Source organism: Inquilinus sp. OTU3971 (assembly GCF_038440215.1).
The window spans coordinates 72,265-92,598 of the sequence record NZ_JASATH010000006.1; the positions used below are offsets into that span (position 1 = coordinate 72,265).

23 protein-coding genes are annotated in these 20,334 nt (G+C 70.2%); 8 read left to right on the top strand and 15 right to left on the bottom strand.

Translation table 11 applies throughout. The annotated features are described in order from the left end of the window. Nucleotides 1-26 precede the first annotated feature (26 nt). Genes AAHM41_RS02960 through AAHM41_RS02980 form a run of 5 tightly spaced genes read right to left on the bottom strand, consistent with a single transcriptional unit; the run spans nt 27 to nt 4,696 of the window. On the bottom strand, nt 27-1,010 hold the full coding sequence (locus tag AAHM41_RS02960) for an ABC transporter ATP-binding protein (RefSeq protein WP_342235013.1): 984 nt from the start codon (nt 1,008-1,010) through the stop codon (nt 27-29). Next, nucleotides 1,007-1,984: an ABC transporter ATP-binding protein gene (locus AAHM41_RS02965; protein ID WP_342235014.1), complete on the bottom strand. Its 978-nt coding sequence runs from the start codon at nt 1,982-1,984 to the stop codon at nt 1,007-1,009. The genes AAHM41_RS02960 and AAHM41_RS02965 overlap by 4 nt, the downstream gene beginning before the upstream one ends. Continuing rightward, nucleotides 1,981-2,838 (bottom strand): ABC transporter permease, encoded by an 858-nt coding sequence (locus tag AAHM41_RS02970; protein WP_342235015.1) that lies wholly within the window; start codon nt 2,836-2,838, stop codon nt 1,981-1,983. Before AAHM41_RS02970 ends, AAHM41_RS02965 begins: the two co-directional genes overlap by 4 nt. After that, nucleotides 2,835-3,773: an ABC transporter permease gene (locus tag AAHM41_RS02975; protein ID WP_342235016.1), complete on the bottom strand. Its 939-nt coding sequence runs from the start codon at nt 3,771-3,773 to the stop codon at nt 2,835-2,837. Before AAHM41_RS02975 ends, AAHM41_RS02970 begins: the two co-directional genes overlap by 4 nt. Before the next feature lie 29 nt (nt 3,774-3,802). Continuing rightward, on the bottom strand, nt 3,803-4,696 hold the full coding sequence (locus AAHM41_RS02980) for a proline iminopeptidase-family hydrolase (RefSeq protein ID WP_342235017.1): 894 nt from the start codon (nt 4,694-4,696) through the stop codon (nt 3,803-3,805). A 263-nt stretch (nt 4,697-4,959) separates the two neighbouring features. Between AAHM41_RS02980 and AAHM41_RS02985 the strand changes: the two genes are divergently transcribed. Then, nucleotides 4,960-5,424, top strand: a complete 465-nt coding sequence (locus AAHM41_RS02985) for a CHAP domain-containing protein (RefSeq protein ID WP_342235018.1) — start codon at nt 4,960-4,962, stop codon at nt 5,422-5,424. 28 nt (nt 5,425-5,452) lie between these two features. On the opposite strand, the gene AAHM41_RS02990 is transcribed toward AAHM41_RS02985, so the two are convergent. The 3 genes from AAHM41_RS02990 to AAHM41_RS03000 are packed head-to-tail and all read right to left on the bottom strand — an operon-like array spanning nt 5,453 to nt 8,300. Further along, a complete protein-coding gene (locus tag AAHM41_RS02990; RefSeq protein ID WP_342235019.1) occupies nt 5,453-5,962 on the bottom strand; it encodes a class I SAM-dependent methyltransferase in 510 nt (169 codons plus the stop codon). Further along, nucleotides 5,959-6,654 carry an SDR family NAD(P)-dependent oxidoreductase gene (locus tag AAHM41_RS02995; protein WP_342235020.1) on the bottom strand — a complete coding sequence of 232 codons (696 nt, stop codon included), beginning with the start codon at nt 6,652-6,654 and terminating at the stop codon, nt 5,959-5,961. Before AAHM41_RS02995 ends, AAHM41_RS02990 begins: the two co-directional genes overlap by 4 nt. A 26-nt stretch (nt 6,655-6,680) precedes the next feature. Next, entirely contained in the window at nt 6,681-8,300 is a 1,620-nt protein-coding gene (locus AAHM41_RS03000; protein ID WP_342235021.1) for a GMC family oxidoreductase, read from the bottom strand. A 188-nt stretch (nt 8,301-8,488) separates the two neighbouring features. Between AAHM41_RS03000 and AAHM41_RS03005 the strand changes: the two genes are divergently transcribed. Further along, on the top strand, nt 8,489-9,520 hold the full coding sequence (locus tag AAHM41_RS03005) for a glycosyl transferase family protein (protein ID WP_342235022.1): 1,032 nt from the start codon (nt 8,489-8,491) through the stop codon (nt 9,518-9,520). On the opposite strand, the gene AAHM41_RS03010 is transcribed toward AAHM41_RS03005, so the two are convergent. Next, nucleotides 9,517-10,044 carry a hypothetical protein gene (locus tag AAHM41_RS03010; RefSeq protein ID WP_342235023.1) on the bottom strand — a complete coding sequence of 176 codons (528 nt, stop codon included), beginning with the start codon at nt 10,042-10,044 and terminating at the stop codon, nt 9,517-9,519. The genes AAHM41_RS03005 and AAHM41_RS03010 overlap by 4 nt on opposite strands. 39 nt (nt 10,045-10,083) lie before the next feature. Next, nucleotides 10,084-10,938, bottom strand: coding sequence for an MBL fold metallo-hydrolase (locus AAHM41_RS03015; protein WP_342235024.1), 855 nt, complete (start codon nt 10,936-10,938; stop codon nt 10,084-10,086). A gap of 88 nt (nt 10,939-11,026) precedes the next feature. Here AAHM41_RS03015 and AAHM41_RS03020 point away from each other — a divergent pair, with 88 nt between their 5' ends. Together AAHM41_RS03020 and AAHM41_RS03025 are read left to right on the top strand one after the other, a co-directional pair. Then, nucleotides 11,027-11,641 carry a TetR/AcrR family transcriptional regulator gene (locus AAHM41_RS03020; RefSeq protein WP_342235025.1) on the top strand — a complete coding sequence of 205 codons (615 nt, stop codon included), beginning with the start codon at nt 11,027-11,029 and terminating at the stop codon, nt 11,639-11,641. A gap of 106 nt (nt 11,642-11,747) precedes the next feature. Next, nucleotides 11,748-12,779, top strand: coding sequence for a methyltransferase (locus tag AAHM41_RS03025; protein ID WP_342235026.1), 1,032 nt, complete (start codon nt 11,748-11,750; stop codon nt 12,777-12,779). Nucleotides 12,780-12,782: 3 nt separating this feature from the next. On the opposite strand, the gene AAHM41_RS03030 is transcribed toward AAHM41_RS03025, so the two are convergent. From AAHM41_RS03030 to AAHM41_RS03040, 3 genes are all read right to left on the bottom strand, one after another. Beyond that, nucleotides 12,783-13,244, bottom strand: coding sequence for a heme-binding protein (locus AAHM41_RS03030; RefSeq protein WP_342235027.1), 462 nt, complete (start codon nt 13,242-13,244; stop codon nt 12,783-12,785). Between the two features lie 65 nt (nt 13,245-13,309). Then, nucleotides 13,310-14,338, bottom strand: coding sequence for a methyltransferase (locus AAHM41_RS03035; protein WP_342235028.1), 1,029 nt, complete (start codon nt 14,336-14,338; stop codon nt 13,310-13,312). Nucleotides 14,339-14,554: 216 nt separating this feature from the next. Then, nucleotides 14,555-14,860, bottom strand: coding sequence for a hypothetical protein (locus AAHM41_RS03040; protein ID WP_342235029.1), 306 nt, complete (start codon nt 14,858-14,860; stop codon nt 14,555-14,557). 216 nt (nt 14,861-15,076) lie between these two features. Between AAHM41_RS03040 and AAHM41_RS03045 the strand changes: the two genes are divergently transcribed. Continuing rightward, nucleotides 15,077-15,865 carry a metallophosphoesterase gene (locus AAHM41_RS03045; RefSeq protein WP_342235030.1) on the top strand — a complete coding sequence of 263 codons (789 nt, stop codon included), beginning with the start codon at nt 15,077-15,079 and terminating at the stop codon, nt 15,863-15,865. On the opposite strand, the gene AAHM41_RS03050 is transcribed toward AAHM41_RS03045, so the two are convergent. After that, nucleotides 15,862-17,085 (bottom strand): adenylate/guanylate cyclase domain-containing protein, encoded by a 1,224-nt coding sequence (locus AAHM41_RS03050; RefSeq protein ID WP_342235031.1) that lies wholly within the window; start codon nt 17,083-17,085, stop codon nt 15,862-15,864. The two genes, AAHM41_RS03045 and AAHM41_RS03050, sit on opposite strands and share 4 nt — an antisense overlap. 489 nt (nt 17,086-17,574) lie before the next feature. On the opposite strand from AAHM41_RS03050, the gene AAHM41_RS03055 reads away from it, so the two are divergent. After that, nucleotides 17,575-18,276 carry a YopT-type cysteine protease domain-containing protein gene (locus tag AAHM41_RS03055; protein ID WP_342235032.1) on the top strand — a complete coding sequence of 234 codons (702 nt, stop codon included), beginning with the start codon at nt 17,575-17,577 and terminating at the stop codon, nt 18,274-18,276. Nucleotides 18,277-18,307: 31 nt separating this feature from the next. Here the strand turns inward: AAHM41_RS03055 and AAHM41_RS03060 are convergent, their stop codons facing one another. Further along, nucleotides 18,308-19,066: a sulfite exporter TauE/SafE family protein gene (locus AAHM41_RS03060; protein WP_342235033.1), complete on the bottom strand. Its 759-nt coding sequence runs from the start codon at nt 19,064-19,066 to the stop codon at nt 18,308-18,310. A gap of 215 nt (nt 19,067-19,281) precedes the next feature. On the opposite strand from AAHM41_RS03060, the gene AAHM41_RS03065 reads away from it, so the two are divergent. Together AAHM41_RS03065 and AAHM41_RS03070 are read left to right on the top strand one after the other, a co-directional pair. Further along, nucleotides 19,282-19,899 carry a trimeric intracellular cation channel family protein gene (locus tag AAHM41_RS03065; RefSeq protein WP_342235034.1) on the top strand — a complete coding sequence of 206 codons (618 nt, stop codon included), beginning with the start codon at nt 19,282-19,284 and terminating at the stop codon, nt 19,897-19,899. A gap of 120 nt (nt 19,900-20,019) precedes the next feature. Next, nucleotides 20,020-20,199: a hypothetical protein gene (locus AAHM41_RS03070; protein WP_342235035.1), complete on the top strand. Its 180-nt coding sequence runs from the start codon at nt 20,020-20,022 to the stop codon at nt 20,197-20,199. The last annotated feature ends 135 nt before the right edge of the window (nt 20,200-20,334 follow it).

A 20,334-nucleotide genomic window follows, 5' to 3' on the forward strand; every position in this document is an offset into this window, starting at 1 on the left:
CGTGAGCCTCCGGTTGTTGCCCCGCCTCAGTTGCGGGCGGGGATTGCAGGATAGAGATGGCAGGCGGTGAAGCGCCCGTCGACCGGGCGCAGCGCCGGCGGCGCCCCGGCCCGGCATTCCGCCAGGACGAAGGGGCAGCGCGGATGGAAGGCGCAGCCCGCCGGCAGGTCGAGCGGGCTCGGCGGCTCGCCGGCCAAGAGGTCCGCGGGCAGCGTGCGGTCGGGATCGATCTCCGGGATGGCGCGGATCAGCGCCTGGGTGTAGGGGTGCTTCGGCGCCGCGAACACCGCCTCCGCCGCCCCCTCCTCCACGATCCGGCCGAGATACATCACCGCCACCCGGTCGCACAGCCGACGGACCACGGCGAGGTCATGGGCGATGAAGATCAGGGCCAGGTTCATCCGGGCCTTCAGCTCGATCAGCAGGTTGATGATCTGGGCCTGGATCGAGACGTCGAGCGCGGCGACGCATTCATCGGCGATGATCAGCTTCGGCTCGACCGCCAGCGCCCGGGCGATGCCGACGCGCTGGCACTGGCCGCCGGACAGCTCGGCCGGGCGCCGGGCCGCATGCTCGGGCCTGAGGCCGACCAGGGTCAGCAGCTCCGCCACCCGTGCCGGGATGCGGTCGCGCGGCACCTTGCGATGGACCCGCAGCACCTCGGCGATCGCCTCGCCCACCGCCATGCGCGGGTTCAGCGCGCCATACGGGTCCTGGAAGATCATCGCCGTCTCGCGGCGCAGCCGGGCCACGCCGCCGCGGCCGCCCGACGCCACATCGGCGCCGCCGAAGCGGATGGTGCCGCCGGTGATCTCGCCGAGCCGCAGGATGGCGCGGCCGAGCGTGCTCTTGCCGCAGCCGGATTCGCCGACCAGCCCCAGCGCCTCGCCCGGCGCCAGGGTGAAGGACACGCCGTTGACCGCCCGCACCAGCCTTGGCGAACGCCCCGGCAGCGCCAGGCCGCCGGCACGGAAATGGACCTCGAGGTCCTGGACGTCGAGCAGCGTCATGCCGCATCCCCCAGCGCCCGGTGGCAGGCCGCCATATGCCCCGGCTCCGGCCAGGACGGGTCCGGCCGCACCGAGGTGCAGCGGTCGAAGGCGCGGTCGCAGCGCGGGTGGAAGCGGCAGCCGGAGGGCAGGTCGGCCAGGGCCGGCGGCTGGCCGGGGATGAAGGGCAACAGGCCGGCGCTGCCCCCATGAGCCGGCTGGCAGGCGATCAGCCGGGCCGTATAGGGGTGGCGCGGCGCCGCCAGCACGGCCCGCTTGGCGCCCGCCTCGCACAGCGTGCCGCCATACATCACGGCGATGCGGTCGCAGCTCTGCGCCACCACGCCGAGGTCGTGGGTGATCAGGATGATGGCCAGGCCGCGGCGGTCGCGCAGGTCCAGCAGCAGCCGCAGGATCTGCGCCTGCACGGTGACGTCCAGCGCGGTGGTCGGCTCGTCCGCGATCAGCACCTCCGGGTCGCAGGCCAGCGCCGTGGCGATCATCGCCCGCTGCCGCATGCCGCCGGAGAATTCGTGCGGATAGCCACCGGCCCGCCGCTCCGGGTCCGGGATGCCGACCTGGCGCAGCAGGTCCACGGCGGCGGCCCAAGCCTCGCGCTTCGAGGCGCCGCGATGCAGCCGGATGCCCTCGGCGATCTGGTCGCCGATCCGCATCACCGGGTCGAGATGGCTGGTCGGGTTCTGGAAGATCATGCCGATCTCGCGCCCGCGCACCCGGCGCAGCGCCTCCGGCTCCAGCCCGGCCAGGTCGCGACCCTTGAGCCACACGGAGCCGCCGGCGATGCGCAGCCCCCCCGGCAGCAGCCCGATCAGCGCCCGGCAGGTGACGCTCTTGCCCGAGCCGCTCTCGCCCACCAGCCCCATCACCTGCCCCGCCTCGAGCGCGAAGGAGACGCGGTCGACGATGGTCGTCACCTCCCCTGCCCGGGTCAGGGCCACCGACAGGTCGCGCACTTCCAGCAGCGGCGCGGTCATTCCTTCACCCCGAGCCATTCGCCGAGGCCATCGCCGAGCAGGCTGAAGCCGAGCGCGATCACCGCCAGCGCCACGCCCGGGAAGGCGGCGATCCACCAGGCGCGGATGATGAAGTTCTGGCTTTCCGCCACCATCAGCCCCCATTCCGCCGTCGGCGGCTGCACGCCGAGGCCGAGATAGCTGATCGAGGCGCCGAGCAGCGTGGTCAGCACCACGTCCGACATCGAGAACACGATCGAGCTGACCAAGGCGTTCGGCAGGATGTGCCGGGCCATGATGCGGAGATGGCCGTAACCCAGGCTGCGCGCGGCGGTGACGAAGTCGCTGGCCTTCAGCACCAGCACCTGGGCGCGCACCAGCCGGGCGTAGGACACCCAGCCGACCAGGGCCATGGCGATGAAGAAGCTGCCGAGTCCCGGGCCGAGGATGGCCATGATCGCCAGCATCAGCACCAGGAAGGGAAAGGCGATGACGATGTCGACGATCCGCATCACCACGACGTCGACCCAACCGCCGAAATAGCCGGAGACGCAGCCGATGGCAGTGCCGACGATGAAGGGGAACAGCACGCCGAACACGCCCATCATCAGGTCGATCCGGGTGCCCCAGATCAGCCGGGACAGCACGTCGCGGCCGAAATTGTCGGTGCCGAGCCAGTGCCCCGGCCCCGGCGGCAGCAGCGCATTCGCGGTGTCCTGCTGGATCGGATCGTAAGGCGCCAGCACCGGCGCCAACAGAGCCGTCAGCACGAAGAAGCCGACGATCCCGGCGCCCCACCACAGCGCGCCCGGCACCCGCGGCAGTCTGAGCCTGAAGCGCAGCCTGGCGGCGGGCGCGCCGGCGACGGCGCTCACAGCTTCACCCGCGGGTCGATGGCGACGGTCAGGATGTCGGCCAGGAAGTTGACGGTGACGCTGGCCACGGCGAAGGCCATGGCCACGCCCTGCACCACCATGTAGTCGCGGGTGAAGATGCCGCGCACCAGCAGCTGGCCCATGCCGGGGATCGAGAACACATTCTCGATGATCACGGTGCCGCCGATCAGCCAGCCGATGTTCACGGCCAAGAGATTGATGGTCGGCACGATGGCGTTGGGCACAACATGGCGCCAGAACACCATGCCCTCGGGCAGGCCCCGCGCCCGCGCCGCCGTGGCCTGGTCGGAGCGCAGCTCGGCGATCATCGCGGCGCGCAGCGTCCGGGTCAGCACCGCCGACAGCGCCAGGGCGATGGTCAGCCAGGGCAGCACCAGGTGGTGCAGCCGGTCGGCCCAGTCGTCGCCGTACCCTGCCACCGGGAACAGCCCCAGCGTCACGCTGAACAGGATGATCAGCATGATCCCCAGCCAGAAGGGCGGCAGGCCGAGCCCGGTGGTGGAGACGATGCGGATGGCGTGGTCGGCCAGCCGGCCGCGGCGGCGCGCGGCGATGGCGGCGAAGGGCACGGCGATCAGCAGCGACAGCAGCACGGCGCCGAACACCAGCAGGAGGGTCGGCTCGATCCGCTCGGCGATCAGGCGCAGGACCGGCACCTTGTACAGGATCGACCGGCCCATCTCGCCCTGCGACAGGTTCTGCAGGAACAGGGCGTATTGCGTCCACAGCGGCTCGTCGAGCCCGAACTGGGCGCGGATCCGGGCGATCGCGTCCGGCGTCGCCTTGGTGCCCAGCAGCACCCGCGCCGGGTCGCCGGGGATCGAGCGGATCAGCACGAAGGTGATGACGCTGATGCCGAACAGCACCGGGATCAGCTGCAGCGGACGGGTCAGGACAAAGCGGAAGCGGTGCATCGACGGTCAGGCCGGGCGGCGGGCGGGCATCAGGCGGTCGCCCTATGCGCCTTCAGGAAGTCGAGCAGCACAGGATAATAGGCGTGCGGCTCCTCGTAGAACGGCATGTGGCTTGAATTCGGGAAGACATGCAGCCGGGCGTTCGGCAGCGCCAGCTTCATGCGCAGCGCGCAGGCCGGGGTCAGCTCGTCATGCTCGCCGCAGGTGATCAGCACCGGCACGGTGATCCGGCGCATGTCGGGCAGCCGGTTCCAGTCCTTCAGATTGCCGGTGTAGAGGAACTCGTTCGGGCCCTGGATGGTGCCGTAGGGGCCCATGTTCCAGTCGTCGAGTGAGCGCCTGACCGGCGCCGGCCAATGGTCGAGCCGGCAGACATGGCGGTGGTTCAGGATGGTGATCGCCGCCTGGTACACCGGGTGGTCGAGCGTGCCCTCGGCCTCGTGCCGCTGCATCATCGCCACGGTCTCGGGGCCGAGCGCGGCGCGCAGCCGCTCCAGCTCGCCGATCAGATGCGGGATGTCGGCGGCGGTGTCCTCCAGGATCACGGTCTTCAGCGCCTCGGGATGGGTCAGCGCGTATTCGACGCTGAGCCAGCCGCCCCAGGAATGGCCGAGCAGATGCACCCGGCCGAGCCCGAGCGCCTGCCGCACCGTCTCCACCTCCGCGACATAGCGGGTGATGGTCCAGAGCGCCGGGTCGGTCGGCCGGTCCGAGGCGCCGGTGCCGAGCTGGTCGAAGGCGACGACGCGATAGCCCTGGTCGATCAGGCAGGAATGCGCGTCGCGCAGATAGTCGCAGGGCAGCCCCGGGCCGCCATTGAGGCACAGCACCGTCTCCGGCCCCGAGCCGAAGCTGTAGGCCACGACCTTGTGGCCATCCACACGAATCTCGTCCCGCCGATCCGGCGCGATCTCCCGCCACATCCTGCCATCCCCGTCATGATCTTTTTTGCGTCGCGGAACGCTAGACTGATCGGACAAATCAGACAAGCCGGCCGACAGCGGAAGATTGTGACCGCCGATCGCCGCGCCGGCGGCAGGATCAGTGCAACCGGCGGTTCGTGCGAACAGGCAAAAATCGCACGGCATCCTCTGTTTGGAGGATGGCGACGTCGCCGGGACGACCGATAATGCCTCCCTATTTCCGCAGGTTTTTTTCGAGAGTTCATTTCCCAGGGAGGCATATCATGATGCTGGACGCCGTTCTGGCGCGCGCGCATTCCGCCGTCGGCCAGGGGATTCGCTACAAACTCGGCAAGGGCGGCATGAACCCGGGCTCGCCCACCCCGGCCGCCGGTGGGCAATGCGACTGCACCGGCTTCGTCGCCTGGTGCTTCGGCTTCAGCCGGAAGATGACCGAGCATTTCTATGTCCAGTTCAACGGCGGCTGGTTCGAGACCACGGCGGTCTGGACCGACATCGGCAAGGCCGCCGGGATCCTCGAGGAGAGCCAGAGCCGGCCGGGTGCCGTGATCGTCTTTCCGGACAGCAATGGTCACCAGGGCCATATCGGGATCATCCTCGACAACAACCATGTCGTTCATTGCTCCAAGGGCAATGACACGAAGTTCCAGGATGCGATCCAGGTCACCGACCTCGCCGTCTTCCAAAATCCCAATCGCCGGATCGGATGGCTGGTCGGTCTCAGTTGAACCGAGATCGAAACCGCACTGGACGGCTCTAGCTCGCCGGGCCTGGCTTCGCCCCGATGATCGCGAGCACGCCCGGCACCGTTTCGGTCCGGACGGCCTGGAGACCAAAGGCCGCGAGTGACGCCCGGATCGTCTCGACGATCCGGGCCGTCGGCGCGTCGTAAATGATCCAGATCTCCCCGCCTGGGCGCAGGCTGCGGGCGACATGCGGCAGGGCCAGGCCGGGACGGGTCCAGAAGCTGTTCACCCGAATCGCGAACACCCGGTCGAAGCCGCCCGGCTCGACCGGCCCGTGCTCGATGTCGCCCCTGGCGATGCTCACCCGCCCGGCCGCGATCGCCGCCGCGTTGACGGTCCGCGCCCGCGCCACGGCGGTCTCGGAGCGGTCGATGGCGACAACGGTCGCGGTCGGCGCGCGGGCGGTCACCGCCTGGATCGCCTGGCCGGTGCCGCAGCCGATCTCCAGCAGCCTCTCTTCCGGCCACGGGGCCAGCAGGTCGACCGTGGCCAGAATCCTGGGCGAGACCGGCCCGCTCACGCCTTGCCGTATACCGGCACGATCGCGCCGCGGCCGACCTGATTCTTCGGCGAGGCCAGATGCAGGATGGTCGCCGCCACCTCCTCTACCTTCGGCCAGGCGGCGTGGTCGGCCTTGGGCATGGCGGCGCGGTTGGCCGGCGTGTCCATGATCGAGGGCGCCACCGCGTTCACCAGGATGCCCTGCCCCGCCACCTCCTGCGCCAGGGCCACGGTCAGGGCCGCCAGCGCCGCCTTGGACGCGGTGTAGGCGGTCATGCCGGCGCCCTGGCGCCATTCCAGCGCCGGCCGGGCCGCGATGTTGACGATGCGGCCGCCGCCTTGCCCGATCGCCGCGACGGCGGCGCGGCAGCACAGGAAGGCGCTGACGAGATTGGTGTCGAGCTGCCCCTGCAGTATCGCCTTGTCGGTGTCGCCGATCGGCGCCATGGCGAAGCCGCCGGCGACATGGATCGAGGCCCAGAGTCCGGGCAGCGCCCCGTAGAAGCCCGTCACCGCCGCCTCGTCGGCCAGATCGGGCACCGGCGACAGCACCACCCGGTCATGGCCGCGATGGGCGAAGCGGCGCGAATCCTTCAGGTCGCGGACCGGGACGTGGCAGGTGGCGCCGGCCTCGAGCAGCAGCCCGACCACCGCCGCGCCGAGCGCGCCGGTGCCGCCGGTGATCACGACATGACGATCCTGGAACTCCATGGGGCCTCCTCGCGCCGAAGCGGGACTCAGGGTTGCGCCAACTGTCGATCCTCCAGGATCATCGCCGAGGCCTTCTCGGCGATCATGATGGTGGGCGCGTTGGTGTTGCCCGAGGTGATGGTCGGCATGATCGAGGCGTCGGCGATGCGCAGCCCCGTCAGCCCGCGCACCCGCAGCCGCTCATCGACCACGGCCAGCGGGTCCCGGCCCATCTTGCAGGTGCCAACCGGGTGGAAGATGGTGGTGGCGATGTCGCCCGCCGCCCGCATCAGATCGGCCTCGTCCTGCAGCGCCGGGCCCGGCCGCAGCTCCTCCGGCGCGTAGCGGGCCAGGGCGGGCGCGGCGGCGATCCGCCGGGTCAGCCGGATGGCGTCGGCCGCGACCCGGCGGTCCGCCTCCTCCGACAGGTAGTTCGGCCGGATCGCCGGCGACGCGGTCGGGTCCGGGCTCTTGATCCGGATTGAACCGCGGCTGTGAGGCCGCAGGTTGCAGACCGAGGCGGTGAAGGCCGGGTAGCTGTGCAGCGGCTCGCCGAACCGGTCGAGGCTGAGCGGCTGGACATGGTATTCGAGATTGGCCGTCTCCTGGGCCGGATCGCTGCGGGCGAAGGCGCCGAGCTGGCTCGGCGCCATGCTGAGCGGGCCGCTGCGGAACAGCGCGTATTCGATGCCCATGCCGATGCGGCCGAGCAGCCGGTTCGCCCGCTCGTTCAGGGTCGGCACGCCCTTGACCTTGTAGACCAGGCGCAGCTGCAGATGGTCCTGCAGGTTCTCGCCCACCCCCGGCAGATCGTGCACCGGCTGCACGTCATGCGCGGCCAGCAGGTCGGCCGGGCCGATGCCGGAATGCTGCAGGATGGCGGGGGAGCCGACGGCACCGGCCGCCAGCACCACCTCGCCCGCCGCGGCATAGGCCTCGGTGCCGTCCGGCCGGCGGAACACCACGCCGGCGACGCGCTTGCCCTCGAGATGCAGCCTCAGCACCTGGGCATGGGTCTCGACCGCCAGGTTGGGCCGCTTCAGCGCCGGGTTGAGGAACCCCTTGGCCGTGGTCCAGCGGATGCCGCGGCGCTGGTTCACCTGGAAATAACCGCAACCCTCGTTGTCACCGATGTTGAAATCCTCGGTCGGCGGGATGCCGGCCTCGGCCGCGGCCTGGCGGAAGGCATCGAGGATCTTCCAGGACAGGCGCTGCGGCTCGACCCGCCATTCGCCGCCGGCGCCGTGGAAGGCCGAGCGCCCCTGCCAATGGTCCTCGGATCTGATGAAATGGGGCAGCACGTCGTCCCAGCCCCAGCCGGCATTGCCGAGCTGCCGCCACTGGTCGTAGTCGCGCGCCTGGCCGCGCATGTAGATCATGCCGTTGATGGCGGAGCAGCCGCCCAGCACCTTGCCGCGCGGATAGTTGATCGCCCGGCCGCCCAGGCCCGCCTCGTGCTCGGTCTTGAAGCACCAGTCGAGGCTGGGATTGCCATGGGTGTAGAGATAGCCGACCGGGATATGGACCCAGATGGTGCTGGGCTTGCCCCCGGCCTCCAGCAGCAGCACCGAGGCCTTCGGGTCGGCCGACAGGCGGTTGGCCAGCACGCAGCCGGCCGAGCCGGCGCCGACGATGACGGTGTCGAACGCTCCGATCGTCCGCGTCATCGGCCCGCCGTCTGCTTCAGCCCCATCCCGATCCCCAATCCGTTCCGGTTCTTGGCCTTCTGCGCAGATCTTCCTACAAGGCCGCCAGCCATACAATCATTGCGACCTGGACGCCCGCGACCCCGGCGACGCTCGACGGGCCGGGCGGCCCGCGCTAACCATTCTCGATCCGACAGGCGAGAGAGCACATGGCCAGCGACGTCGAAACCGTGACCGCCACCCTGGACTCGCCGCCGCGGCAGCGCATGGCGGCGCATCTGGCGGCGATCGGCCGCGGCCCCGGCCGGTCGCGGCCGCTGACCGAGGCCGAGGCGCAGGACGCCTTCGGCATCATCCTGGCCGGTGAGGCCGACCCGATGCAGGTCGGCGCCTTCCTGCTGCTGGAGCGCTATCGCGGCGAGACGGCGGCGGAGCTGGCCGGCATGATCCGCGCCGGCCGCGCCGTGGTCACCGCCGCCCCGGCGACCCGGCCGGCGCTGGACTGGCCGTCCTATGCCGCCGGCAAGACCCGCGGCGCGCCCTGGTTCCTGCTGTCGGCCCTGCTGGTCGCCCAGGCCGGCCATCCGGTGCTGATGCACGGCATCAATGTCCGGGTCACCGAGGGCATCGAGACCGAGGATGCGGTGCGGGCGCTGGGCCTGCCGGTGCCCGAGACCCCGGCCGAGGCGGCCCGGACGCTCGACGCCACCCGCTTCGCCTATCTGCCGCTGCGCGCGGTCAGCCGCACCCTGACCGAGCTGATGGAGCTGCGGCCGGTGCTGGGCCTGCGCAGCCCGGTCAACTCCGCCGCCCGGCTGCTGAACCCGTTCGGAGCCACGGCCAGCTTCGTCGGCGTGTTCCACCCGGCCTATCAGGACCTGCACCGCGACACCGCGCGCCTGCTGGGCCAGAGCGACCTCTGCGTGGTCAAGGGCGCCGGCGGCGAGGCCGAGCGCACGCCCTTGAAGGCCCTATCGCTGCAGCGGCTGGTGGCCGGCGAGGCGCTGGACGAGACGGTGCCGCCGATCGTCGGCGAAGGCCGCGGCGAGCGGCTGGCCCGCCACGACCTGGAGCATTTCCACGCGGTCTGGACCGGCGCCGCCGAGGACCCCGCGGCCGAGGCCACGGTGGTCGGCACCGCCGCCGTGGCGCTGGCGGTGATCGCCGGCGACAGCGGCGACGCCGCCCATGCCCGCCACCTGGAGCGGGCAACGGCGCTGTGGCGGGAACGGAACGGCTAGGATTTCACCGCCGGCGCCGACGGTACCGGCAGGATGATCTCCGACGCGATCTTCCAGTCCCGGCCGGACCGGATCCAGTCGACGATGATCAGAAACGGCCTGGGCGTGCCGTCCTGGCCGGCATAGGACACGGTGATCGTCACCGGGGCATAGGATTCCGCGACCTCGCGGGTCAGACCGACGACCTTCAGCTTCGACAGGTCGGGCTCCAGCACCACCGGCCCGGACGCGGCGATGTCGTGCAGCTTCCGCTCGATCGCCTCGTTGCCCCAGTAGCCCGCCCAGTTGCCCTCGGAGGGCACGGCGCTCTTGGCGACCAGGAGGGTCGAGGGAGATTGCCAATACATCGCTCCCAGGGCCGCGAGGTCGTGCCGGTTCGCCGCCTCCATCAACTGGCCGAAGCGCGACCCGACCGCCGCCAGGGTCCGGGCATCCAGCGGGCCCCGGGGCCCGGCCGCGGCGGCCGGTGCCGCGACCGTTATGAGCGCCAGGGCGACGGCGGCTGCGAGGAGCCTGCTCTGCATGATCGATCCCTTCTGCGTTCGGGGTTTGGACTGGACGGCCTAGACCAGCGGCTTGGCAGCCTTCGCCGCGCCCCAGAGCGAGCCCGGATTGGCGCGGCCGGGATGAAGTCCGAGCATGGCGTCGTAGAGCTCGCGCGCGTTCGAGGTCGAGGCCTCCAGGCGGTTGAAGTCGCGGAGATACTGCCGCGTCTCGCTGATGACGCGGGGATGGTCCTCGGCCCCCGGCACCTTGTGCGCGGCGATCACCGTCCTCGCCGCCAGCGCCTCGAGCCGGTCGAGCGTGGCGATCCATTCCAGCCGGCTCCGCGCGTCGGTCTCGCCGAGATAGGGGTGGATGCCGTTGTAGACCGCGTCGCCGCCGACCAGCAGCCCGGCCGACGGGACGTGGAGGCAGGTCGAGACCGCCGTGTCGGTCCGTCCTGCATCCACCGCGACGAGCCGGTGCCCCTCCAGCTCCAGTGCGTCGCCCTGCAGCGGTTCGGCGACCAGGAGTCGGTCGAGAATCTCGCCGGGGAAGAGCCGGCGCCAGAAGCCGTCGACACTGGCGGGCGCCAGATGCGCCTGCATCGCTCGGACCACCGCGGGCGTCGCCACGGCCCGAGCATCCGGAAACCGGTCCAGCAGCGGCGCGAGGCCGAAGAAATGGTCGCCATGCGCATGGGTGACGTAAATCGCGGTGAGGGTCTTGCCGCTGGCGACGACCCAGTCCAGCAGGGTCTGCGACTGGGCGGCGGTGAGGAAGGTGTCCACCAGGACGGCGTCGCGCGCACCCTGAATCAGCACCGAGGAGTTCGCGACCCAGGCCAGTTCCTCCTGGCCCGGCGGCAGGTCGCGGCTGAGGCCGGGACGCTTGATCGTCAGCACATCCCAGCGCAGGGCGGGTTCGGTGGTCATGGCTGCATCCCTTTCCTTGACGGCCATTCCGGAAGAGCCGATAAATTTGATATGACCAGTCGTCTTGAGTTCGTCAAGGAGGATTGAGATGACATCTCGCCCGGCGGCCCGGCGGGGCCCGAAGCCGAAGCCAGGCACCCGCGCCACCCTGGTGCAGGCGGGCCTGGGGATCATCCATGCAGAGGGGTATGCGGCGACGGGGATCCAGGCGATCGTCGAGGAGGCCGGCGTCCCCAAGGGCTCCTTCTACAACCACTTCGCCAGCAAGGAGGCGTTCGGGGCGGAGGTGATCGACGCCTATTCCGAGCGCGGGCAGACGAAGCTGCGCGACATCCTGACCGACCCCGCCCGGCCGCCACTGGCGCGGCTGGAGGCCTATTTCGACGACCGCATCGACGCGTTCAGGGCGTCCGACCACGTCCGTGGCTGCCTGATGGGGAATTTCAGCGCCGAGGCCGCGGACCACAGCGACCTGATCCGCGAGCGTCTGGCCGGGCATTTCGCCGCCTGGACGGACCTGATCGAGACGTGCATCGCCGAAGCGCAGGCCGAAGGGTCGGTGAACGGCCGATTCCCCGCGGCGCTGCTGGCCGGCTTCGTCATGAACAGCTGGGAGGGCGCGCTGCTGCGGATGCGCGTCGAGAAGAGCGACGCCCCGCTCCTCGCCTTCAAGAAGATCGTCTTCGGCGGGCTTCTGGCCTGACCGTTCGCTCGGCCGCCGGCCAACCCACGGTGGAGCCGGCGGCCCGGTTGCCGTATCCTGTGCCGGTTCGTCGCGTCACGCTTGCGGCTGGAGGGCCACGAAAGGCATGGCTGGTCCTGATGACGACAGACTGGCGTTGGATCTGCTGATCCGAGGCTTCCAGGTCTCGCGGACGATCCGGCTCGTGGCCGATCTCGGCATCGCCGACCGGATCGCGCCGGAGGCCACCTCCAGCGTCGCCGAACTGGCGGCGGCGAGCGGCGTCCTGGCGGAGCCGCTGCTGCGGGCGATGCGTGCCCTCGCCGCCTTTGGCATCTTCCGCGTCGATGCCGACGGCATGGCCGCGCACACGCCGCGGTCCCTGCTGCTGCGCAGCGATGCGCCAAACAGCCTGCATCCTTCGGCGCGCTTCTGGACGGCCGCCGGGTCCTGGCGGGCCTGGGAAGCCCTCGACGTCGCCATGCACGGCCGGAACCCGCACGAGGCGGCCTGGGGGACGAGCCGCTTCGACTATCTGCGGACCAATCCCGACGAGGCCCGGATCTTCGACGCGTTCATGGCGAACTTCCCGGACGACCGCCACGGCGCCATCGCCGCCGCCTATGATTTCACGAATGTCCGCCTGATCGCCGATATCGGCGGCGGCAACGGCCAGACCCTCCGCCGCATCCTGGCGCTCCATCCGGCCGCGCAGGGCATCGTCTTCGACCGGGCCGACGTGGTCGCCGCCATCCCGCCCGAGGCGCTGGCCGACGGCCGGATCACGCCGCGCGGCGGGAGCTTCTTCGACGCCGTGCCGGCCGGTGCCGACCTCTACCTGCTGGTCCGCGTGCTGCACGACTGGCCGGACGAGGATGCGGCGCGGATCCTCCGGTCGTGCCGCTCGGCCATGGGGGCGGACGCGCGGCTGCTTGTGGTCGAGGGCCTGATCGAGCCCGACCCGTCACGGGGACGGCCGACCGAATACCTGACCGACATGCAGATGATGGCCATGTTCGGCACGGCCCGCGAGAGGACCGAGGCGGAGTTCGGCCGGCTGCTGGCCGGGGCGGGGTTCGCGTTGACGCGGACGGTCGCGACCGCCTCGCCCGTCACCATCCTGGAGGCGGTGCCGCGGCTCCTGCCCGACGGCGTCTGAATCCTACGATCGGCCCGCCTTGTACGTCTCGATCGCGCTGGTGATCAGCCGGTGGTCGTCCTCGTGCGGCAGGCCGGAGACGCCGATGAACCCGACCACCTGGGCGCCGATGCGGATCGGGAAGCCGCCGCCATGGTCGATCATCGGCGTGCGGACCGACGGGCTCTCGGCCAAGGTCCGGCCGCGTGCCTTGAGCCGGTGGTGCAGCCACAGCGTGCTGCGGCCGAACTGGCGGACGGCGGCGGATTTCAGGTCGAGCCAGACCTGGTTGTCGGCCGCGGTGCCGTCGAGCGAAGCGGCGAACAGCACCCGGTCGCCGACCTGGATGCGGATCGCGACCGGCGCCGGCGCGCTCTCGACCAGCGTGCGGCCGATCGCCCAGGCCTCGGCGAAATCGAAGCGGTCGAAGGCCAGCCGCGCTTCCTCGGCCTCCAGTTCGGCGGTGCGGGCGGCATGGTCGGTCATCGGTCCCTCCTCGAATCTCCGGGACCGATCCTGCCACAGCCCCGCCGGCCATGGGCACCCTGCGGCTACTTGATCCCGACCACCATCGAATAGGGGCCGACCAGGGGCTCCTGCCGGACCGAGGCGAAGCCCGCCTCTCGCAGCCAGCCGACGCAGTCGGCGCCGGTATAGTCGAAGCCTCCCGGCGTCTCGATCAGCATGTTCAGGCTCATCAGCAGGCCGGCCGCGTTCTCCCGCCGGTCGTCGTCGATCATCCGGTCATAGACGATCAGCGCCCCGCCCTGCGGCAGCACCGCATGGGCCTTGGCCACCAGCATCCGCTTCTCCTCCAGGTCCCAGTCGTGGAGGATGTGGCCCATCACCAGCACCTCGGCCGAGGGCATCGGCCCGCGCATGAAGTCGCCCTCGTGGAAACGCACCCGGCCGGCCAGGCCGCGCTGTGCCACATAGGCCTCGAACACCGGTCGCACCGGCGGCAGGTCGAAGCCGCCCGCCTCGAGATGCGGATGGGCGAGGGCGAGCTCGACCGGCATCGACCCGGCTGCGGCGCCGATGTCGATGACGCTGCGGACCCCGGCCCAGGGGAAACGGGCGGCGAGCGCGCGCGCCACCGGCAAGCTGACGCCGGTCATGGCGTTGAGGAAGCCGGAGAGGCCCTCGGGGCTGGCATAGATCGCGCTGAAGAAGTCGCCGCCCGCCTTGGCCTCGTTCTGTGGCCGGCCCGTGCGCAGCGCCTCGGTCAGGTTCCCCCAGAAGGGGTAGAGCCGTCCATTGGCCATCTCCAGGATGCCGCCGACATAGGACGGCTTGCCGCGGTCGAGATAGAGATCGGCCTCGGCGGTGTTGGCGTAGGCGCCGTCGGTCCGGTCCAGGACACGCAGCGCCACCAGCGCGTCGAAGAAGTCGCGCGCGCTGCGTGGATGCAGACCGAGCTTGACCCGCAACGCCTCGGCGTCGAGTGGGCCGCCGGCCAGCACGGTGAACACGCCCAGCTCGACGGCGCTCAACAGCGTCTTCGAGGCCCAGAAGCCGAACCCAAGCTGCATGATGTGCTCGGGTGTGACCGGGGCCTGCCGGCCGGACGCAGCGGACATGATGGCTCTCCCCAGGGACGGTGCGCCGTCATCACAATCGCCGGGTCGAAGCGGTTGCGGCAATCCCCCGATTGGGGGTTATCGGTGGGGAAGCTCTCCGTCAGTCCCCGCCGCGCAGGGTCAGCGAGCCATTGGTCTGCCGGCAGCGCGGCACCGCCGATGGCGGGCCGCGGAGGACACGGGCGGCCGGACCTTCGCTCGGCCGCCCGGTTCGCCTCAGGCGTCCTTGTCGGGATCGATCGGCCCGAGCTCGATGACGACATCGGTCGGCTCGGGCTCGTGCGGCGCCAGCGTCGTCCGCTCGGCATCCGCCCAGCTGGCCAGCTTGATCACCTGTCCCGCCGGAGCCCCGGCCGGAGGGATCTCGACCGCCTCGAGGATGTAGAGGCCGTCGCCGTCGAGGAGGAAGGTGTGCTCGCCGAACATGGTGCTGAGCTGGGACATGGCCGGGTGGTTCTCGGGCAAGGCCTGGGCCCCGAACCGGGTCACCGTCCGGTCGACCAGTGCGGTGTTGAGCTTCATCGCGTGCTCCTGTCGATGGAGCCGCCCCTCGAGGCGGCCTGTCGATCGGGTCGCGCCGGGCCGCATGCCACGGCGCGTCGCGGGACCTCCCACACTCGGGGTGGTGCGAAATCGGCCGTCCGCACGACTTACCTAAGTGCCGCACAGCATCCTGCAACCCCGGCGCGGCGTTGTTATGATGGGCCCCATGATTCGATCGAACCGAGGCGCAACGCCATGAAGCCGGAGGACCTCGACCGGCTGCCGCGCCATCTCGACCCGCGCCGCGATCCCTGGCGCCCGGCGATCCGGCCGCTGCCGCCGGGCCGAGCGGTGGCGGCGATCGGCGACGTGCACGGCCAGGCCGACCTCCTGGCGGCGATGCACCGGCTGGTGGCGGCGGAGTTCGCGGCCCTGCCCGGCGGCACCGGCTGCACGCTGATCCATCTCGGCGACCTGGTCGACCGCGGCCCGGAGAACCTCCGCGCCCTGGCCCTGGCGCGTCAGGGCGTCGCGGGCGCCGAGACGATCACTCTTCTCGGCAATCACGACGACCGCATGCTGGCACTGCTGGACGGCGCCACCGACCATAGCTCCCTCCAGTTCTGGCTGAGCTATGGCGGCGAGCGGGTGCTGGCCGAATGCGGCGTCACCGATCTCGACGGCGACTGGCGCGCCCGGGTGCGGGCGGCGATCGGGCCCGAGCTCCTGGGCTGGCTGCGCGGCTGCCCGGTCACCCACCGGATCGGCGACCTGGTCTTCGTCCATGCCGGCATCGACCCGCAGCGCCCGCTGGCGCAGCAGGACCGCCGCACCCTGCTGTGGATCCGCGACCCGTTCCTGGACTGGCCCGGCCCTTTCCCCGAGGGCGTCGCGGTGATCCACGGCCACACCCCGGCCGACCGGCTGGACCTGGACCACCCTCACCGCATCGATGTCGACACCGGCGCCTTCGCCACCGGCTGCCTGTCGGCGGTGCTGATCCATGGCGACCGGATGCGCGGCTTGCGGGTCTGGCGGCTCTAGGACGCGTCCGGCTCGAGCGTGAACAGCTCCTGCGGCAGGCGCACGCCGCGCAGCGCGTAGCGGCCGACGCAGACCAGCCCGGCCTCGGCCCCGCCCGCCGCCGCGGCGAAGGCGGAGGAGACCAGCAGCGACTGGTCCGCCGACCGGCACATCTCGGCGATCCGGCTGGTCTCGTTCACCGCCGGGCCGACCACGGTGAAGTCGAGCCGGCGGGCGCTGCCGATATTGCCGAAGAACACCTCGCCGATATGCAGCCCGGCATAGATCTCGGTCACCGGCTGGCCGGCCGCTTCGCGCTGCGGGTTCAACGCCGCGATCGCCGCCTGGGCGCCGCGCACCGCCGCCAGCGCCGCGCGGCAGGCCCGGGCGCGGCCCTCGGCCGCGCCATCCTCCGGCCGGAAGATCGCCAGCACGCCGTCGCCGATCAGCTTCAGCACGTCGCCGCCCGCCTCCTGCACCGCCGAGATCACCGCGTCGGCGTAGTCGTTGAGCAGCGGGATGATCTGTTCCGGCGGCGCGGTGTCGGTGATCCGGGTGTAGCCGCGCAGGTCGCTGAACCACAGCACGGCGTCGATGCGGTCGGCGACACCGCGGGCGATCCGTCCGGACCAGACGGAGTCGCAGGCGTCGCGGCCCAGATAGGTCTCCAGCAGCGTCGAGGCCATCCGTGCCAGGGTGGCCGCCTTGATCGCCATCGCCAGGGCGGGCAGGACCTTGAGCAGTCCGGCGATCTCCTCGTCGCCGAAACCGCCGGGCTGGTCCGTGGTCCAGGCCGAGAACAGCCCGTCCCAATCGGCGATCGCGCCCTCGGGCTCGAAGCGGTTCAGGACGCCGAGATAGTCGGTCATCCCCTCCTCCCGCGCCGTGGCCACGGCCGGGAACTCGGCGCAGCTCTCCGCCGTCACCCGCCGGCGCATCCACTCCTCGCCGGTGTCGATCAGGTGGAAGAACGGGCTGGCCAGCCACTTCTCCTCGCGCTCGCCGGCGGTGGTGCGGCCATAGCCGGTGAAGCTGGCCTCGTCCTCGCCGCGGCGCCAGCGCACGGCGTTGCCCTCATGGATCGGGTGCAGCGTGTCGATCACCAGCAGGCCGCTGGCGATCGGCAGGCCGGCGAACACGGCCCGGGCGCAGAAGCCGGCCAGCAGTTCGGTCTCCGACAGGCCGATCAGCCCGGCCTCGATGATCCAGGCGGACAGGGTGGTGAGCTTGGAGTCGTCCATTGATTCTCCTCGATGGGAAGCTTTACACGAACCGCAAGATCGGCGCAGCGGCGGCAGATCCGATGCAGCCCCGCTGTGACCTGGGTTCGCATGGCCTCATATCGATCAGGCATGCGGCCGGCTCTGGCAGCCGCACGGTCCCGCCGATACCTATCCAAAGCGGCGATGACCGATGAGCCCGGCGGCGAAGACCGCGGGACGTGATCGTCCAGGGCCGGTTCCTGAGGTCGGTTTCAGGTGAAGCAGACGTGTCGATCGAGGAGAATCTCTTGAAGCTGTCGGCAGATTTTCGCAACTGGTGCGAGAAGGTCACCCTCGTCCCGCCCGAGGCCTGGATGCTGGCCGGTCCGGGTGGGCACGTCTCGAAGACCGTCCCATCCGGGACGTCGGTGGCGCGCGGCCCGGGCGGCGAATGCGCCATCCCTCGATGCCTCGGATCGATCGCCCGGCACGAGCACGGACGAGCCTGCAGATCATTCCGGCGAGGCCTTGGATGAATCCGGCTTTGAGCGACACCACGACATCCTGGTCAGATACTTCAACCAGACCGAAGATTTTCCGTGGATGCATCTGAAGGTGGCCGCACGCGATCGGGGCCGGGAGGTCAGCCGCTTTCCGTTCACGGAGGAAGGCGTCTGCGCCGCACTCACCTGCCACTATATGCGGATGCATGCACAGGGAACGGACGCCGGCTTTTTCGATTGGATCAAGACCCCGGCCGGCATCTCGTCGGTCATGAACGACCAGTTGACCTATGAGGGCTATCGCCGCGGCCGGATCGGGACGAGGCTGCAGGAGACGGCTGCCCCCGATTTCCACGGCGTCATGGGAGGGATGCTGGAGGAGGCCGGCCTCGAACATGGGCTGACATCCCCCGACAGGGGTTTCGAGACAACCGAGTTTGTGAGCTCCATTTCCGAAATCGATCCGCAAAGTGACAATTCATGTCTCTATAAACTGATCAATCTCGACCTCGGCGATTCCAAGCACAGCGTCGGTGCGATAATCGACAGCGAACGAGGAATTTACACTTTCATCGATACAAATCTTGGCTTCTTCAAAAGCGATTCCGTCGATCGTTTCAGGTCTATATTGAGGCGATCTGCAGATCTGGCCTATGACGATGTGGTCAGCTTCACGACTCTGACGTTTCGGGACGGGAGGATCGGGTTGGCCGGCATGAACCTGTAGGGTCAGGCCGGCGGGCCCGCGTTGTCCGCGTTCACAGCACGCCGAGCAGCCCGTCGGCCAGCAGCTTCAGCCCGATCGCCACCAGCAGCAGATGGCACCAGAGGTACAGCCGCGCCTCGTCGATGCGGTCGTGGAAGCGGCGGCCGATCCAGACCCCCACCGGCACCACCGGCGCCGCGGCGGCGATGGCGGCGAGGTTCCGCGGCTCCAGCACGCCCAAATAGAGATAGGGCACCTGCTTTGCGATGTTGCAGAGCATGAACACGATCGCCGAGGTGCCGGCGAACACGGTCTTGTCCAGCCGCTGCGGCAGCAGGTAGATCGCCAGCGGCGGGCCGCCGGAATGGGCGACGAAGGTGGTGTAGCCGGTCAGCGTGCCCCACAGCGCCGCCCGCCGGCCGGAGGGGGCGGCGCGCGGCTGCTCCGCCCGGCGGCGGGCGAACCAGCGCAGGGCGAAGACCAGGGTGACCAGCGCGATCAGCAGCGTCACCCAGGCTTGGTCGACCAGGGCGAAGGTCAGCCCGCCGAGGGCGATGCCGCACAACAGCGGCAGCACCAGGACCCGCAGGTTCGGCCGGCTCCAGGTCCGCGGCGGGAAGGCCCAGACGGTGAACACATCCATCAGCAGCACCAAGGGCGCAATCACTGCCGCCGCATCCACCGCCGGCATGACGAAGGACAGGGCCGGGATGCCGAGGATGGCGAAGCCGCCGCCGAAGCCGCCCTTGGTGAAGGCGATCACGAAGATGGTGCCCAGCAGCACGGCGAGGAGGATGGGATCGGTCGGCATCAGCGCGACCATGGCCGGCCCGGCCCGTCCCGCTCAACCACCGGATTGCGCCGAGGGCAATTCATCGCCACAGGACGGGATAAACCAGGCATCCAAGGGCTCCATCGACGTACTGCGTCGACGATATGCCAGAACGGTCATCGGGCCGGCCAGGCCGGCTTGATCATGGCCTGAGGCCCTGACATGGTCCCTGCCGGACGAGCGAGGATCCGCCAATGCTGCTGCATTCCCTCTATCTGATCGCCATCGTCGCCGAAGCGATGACGGCGGCGCTGGCGGCCGGGAGGCGCAGCATGGACTGGGTCGGCGTCTGCCTGCTGGGATGCGTCACGGCGCTCGGCGGCGGCTCGACGCGGGACATCCTGCTCGACCACCACCCGCTGTCCTGGGTGGAGCATCCGTCCTATCTGCTGCTCACCGGTGGTGCTGCCCTGCTGACCATTCCCGCCGCCCGCTTCATGCACCATCTGCACAAGCTGTTCCTGCTGCTGGACGCGATCGGCCTCGTCGTGTTCACGGTGATCGGTGCCAATATCGCGATGGCGCTGGACCTGCCGATCGTGATCGTCATCGCCTCGGGCATGATCACCGGCTGCGTCGGCGGCGTCCTGCGGGACGTTCTCTGCAACGACATACCGCTCCTTTTCCGCAGCGAACTCTACGCCACCGTGTCGGTGGTGACCGGCGGCGTCTATGTCGCCGGCCTGTCCGCCGGCATCGGCCACGACCTGGTCACGGCGGCGGCCATGATCATCGGCCTGACGCTCCGCCTCCTCGCGCTCCGGTTCAACTGGAGCATGCCGAAATTCGTCTATACGCGGGACCTTCACTGACCGGCGCCTGCTGCACCCGGAAGCTGGCGCGGTACTGGGCCGGGGTGACGCCGAGGCGCTTCGTGAAGACGATGCGCATGCGGTCGGGGCTGGGCGCGGTCGCGGGAACAGCTCGGCCAGGTGCTGCGCGTTCTGCCGATGCGTGGTCACGGCATCATCGAGGCCTTCGCCCACGGCACCATCCGCAAGCCGCAGACCACCTTCGGCAATGTGAAGGCCGACGTGCTGGCCCGGACGGACCCGAGCTACCGGCGCGTCGACTTCACCGAGGTGATCCCGAACTCGGATTGGGAGAGCTGAGGCTTTACCCTTCAGCGCTCCGCATTGCCTCTCCCGCTTGCGAGACCTTTTCAAAATAGCTGAAGCCGTTCCTTTTTAGTCCCCCCTCCCCTTGCGGGAGGGGGGCAGGGGGAGGGGTCTGGGGGGGGGCCCGCG

Bases quoted from the DNA above. Each gene is read 5' to 3' on its own strand.
- AAHM41_RS02960 (WP_342235013.1), bottom strand. From the start codon at position 1,010: ATGACGCTGCTCGACGTCCAGGACCTCGAGGTCCATTTCCGTGCCGGC.
- AAHM41_RS02965 (WP_342235014.1), bottom strand. From the start codon at position 1,984: ATGACCGCGCCGCTGCTGGAAGTGCGCGACCTGTCGGTGGCCCTGACC.
- AAHM41_RS02975 (WP_342235016.1), bottom strand. From the start codon at position 3,773: ATGCACCGCTTCCGCTTTGTCCTGACCCGTCCGCTGCAGCTGATCCCG.
- AAHM41_RS02980 (WP_342235017.1), bottom strand. From the start codon at position 4,696: ATGTGGCGGGAGATCGCGCCGGATCGGCGGGACGAGATTCGTGTGGAT.
- AAHM41_RS02985 (WP_342235018.1), top strand. From the start codon at position 4,960: ATGATGCTGGACGCCGTTCTGGCGCGCGCGCATTCCGCCGTCGGCCAG.
- AAHM41_RS02995 (WP_342235020.1), bottom strand. From the start codon at position 6,654: ATGGAGTTCCAGGATCGTCATGTCGTGATCACCGGCGGCACCGGCGCG.
- AAHM41_RS03000 (WP_342235021.1), bottom strand. From the start codon at position 8,300: ATGACGCGGACGATCGGAGCGTTCGACACCGTCATCGTCGGCGCCGGC.
- AAHM41_RS03005 (WP_342235022.1), top strand. From the start codon at position 8,489: ATGGCCAGCGACGTCGAAACCGTGACCGCCACCCTGGACTCGCCGCCG.
- AAHM41_RS03010 (WP_342235023.1), bottom strand. From the start codon at position 10,044: ATGCAGAGCAGGCTCCTCGCAGCCGCCGTCGCCCTGGCGCTCATAACG.
- AAHM41_RS03015 (WP_342235024.1), bottom strand. From the start codon at position 10,938: ATGACCACCGAACCCGCCCTGCGCTGGGATGTGCTGACGATCAAGCGT.
- AAHM41_RS03020 (WP_342235025.1), top strand. From the start codon at position 11,027: ATGACATCTCGCCCGGCGGCCCGGCGGGGCCCGAAGCCGAAGCCAGGC.
- AAHM41_RS03025 (WP_342235026.1), top strand. From the start codon at position 11,748: ATGGCTGGTCCTGATGACGACAGACTGGCGTTGGATCTGCTGATCCGA.
- AAHM41_RS03030 (WP_342235027.1), bottom strand. From the start codon at position 13,244: ATGACCGACCATGCCGCCCGCACCGCCGAACTGGAGGCCGAGGAAGCG.
- AAHM41_RS03035 (WP_342235028.1), bottom strand. From the start codon at position 14,338: ATGTCCGCTGCGTCCGGCCGGCAGGCCCCGGTCACACCCGAGCACATC.
- AAHM41_RS03040 (WP_342235029.1), bottom strand. From the start codon at position 14,860: ATGAAGCTCAACACCGCACTGGTCGACCGGACGGTGACCCGGTTCGGG.
- AAHM41_RS03045 (WP_342235030.1), top strand. From the start codon at position 15,077: ATGAAGCCGGAGGACCTCGACCGGCTGCCGCGCCATCTCGACCCGCGC.
- AAHM41_RS03050 (WP_342235031.1), bottom strand. From the start codon at position 17,085: ATGGACGACTCCAAGCTCACCACCCTGTCCGCCTGGATCATCGAGGCC.
- AAHM41_RS03060 (WP_342235033.1), bottom strand. From the start codon at position 19,066: ATGCCGACCGATCCCATCCTCCTCGCCGTGCTGCTGGGCACCATCTTC.
- AAHM41_RS03065 (WP_342235034.1), top strand. From the start codon at position 19,282: ATGCTGCTGCATTCCCTCTATCTGATCGCCATCGTCGCCGAAGCGATG.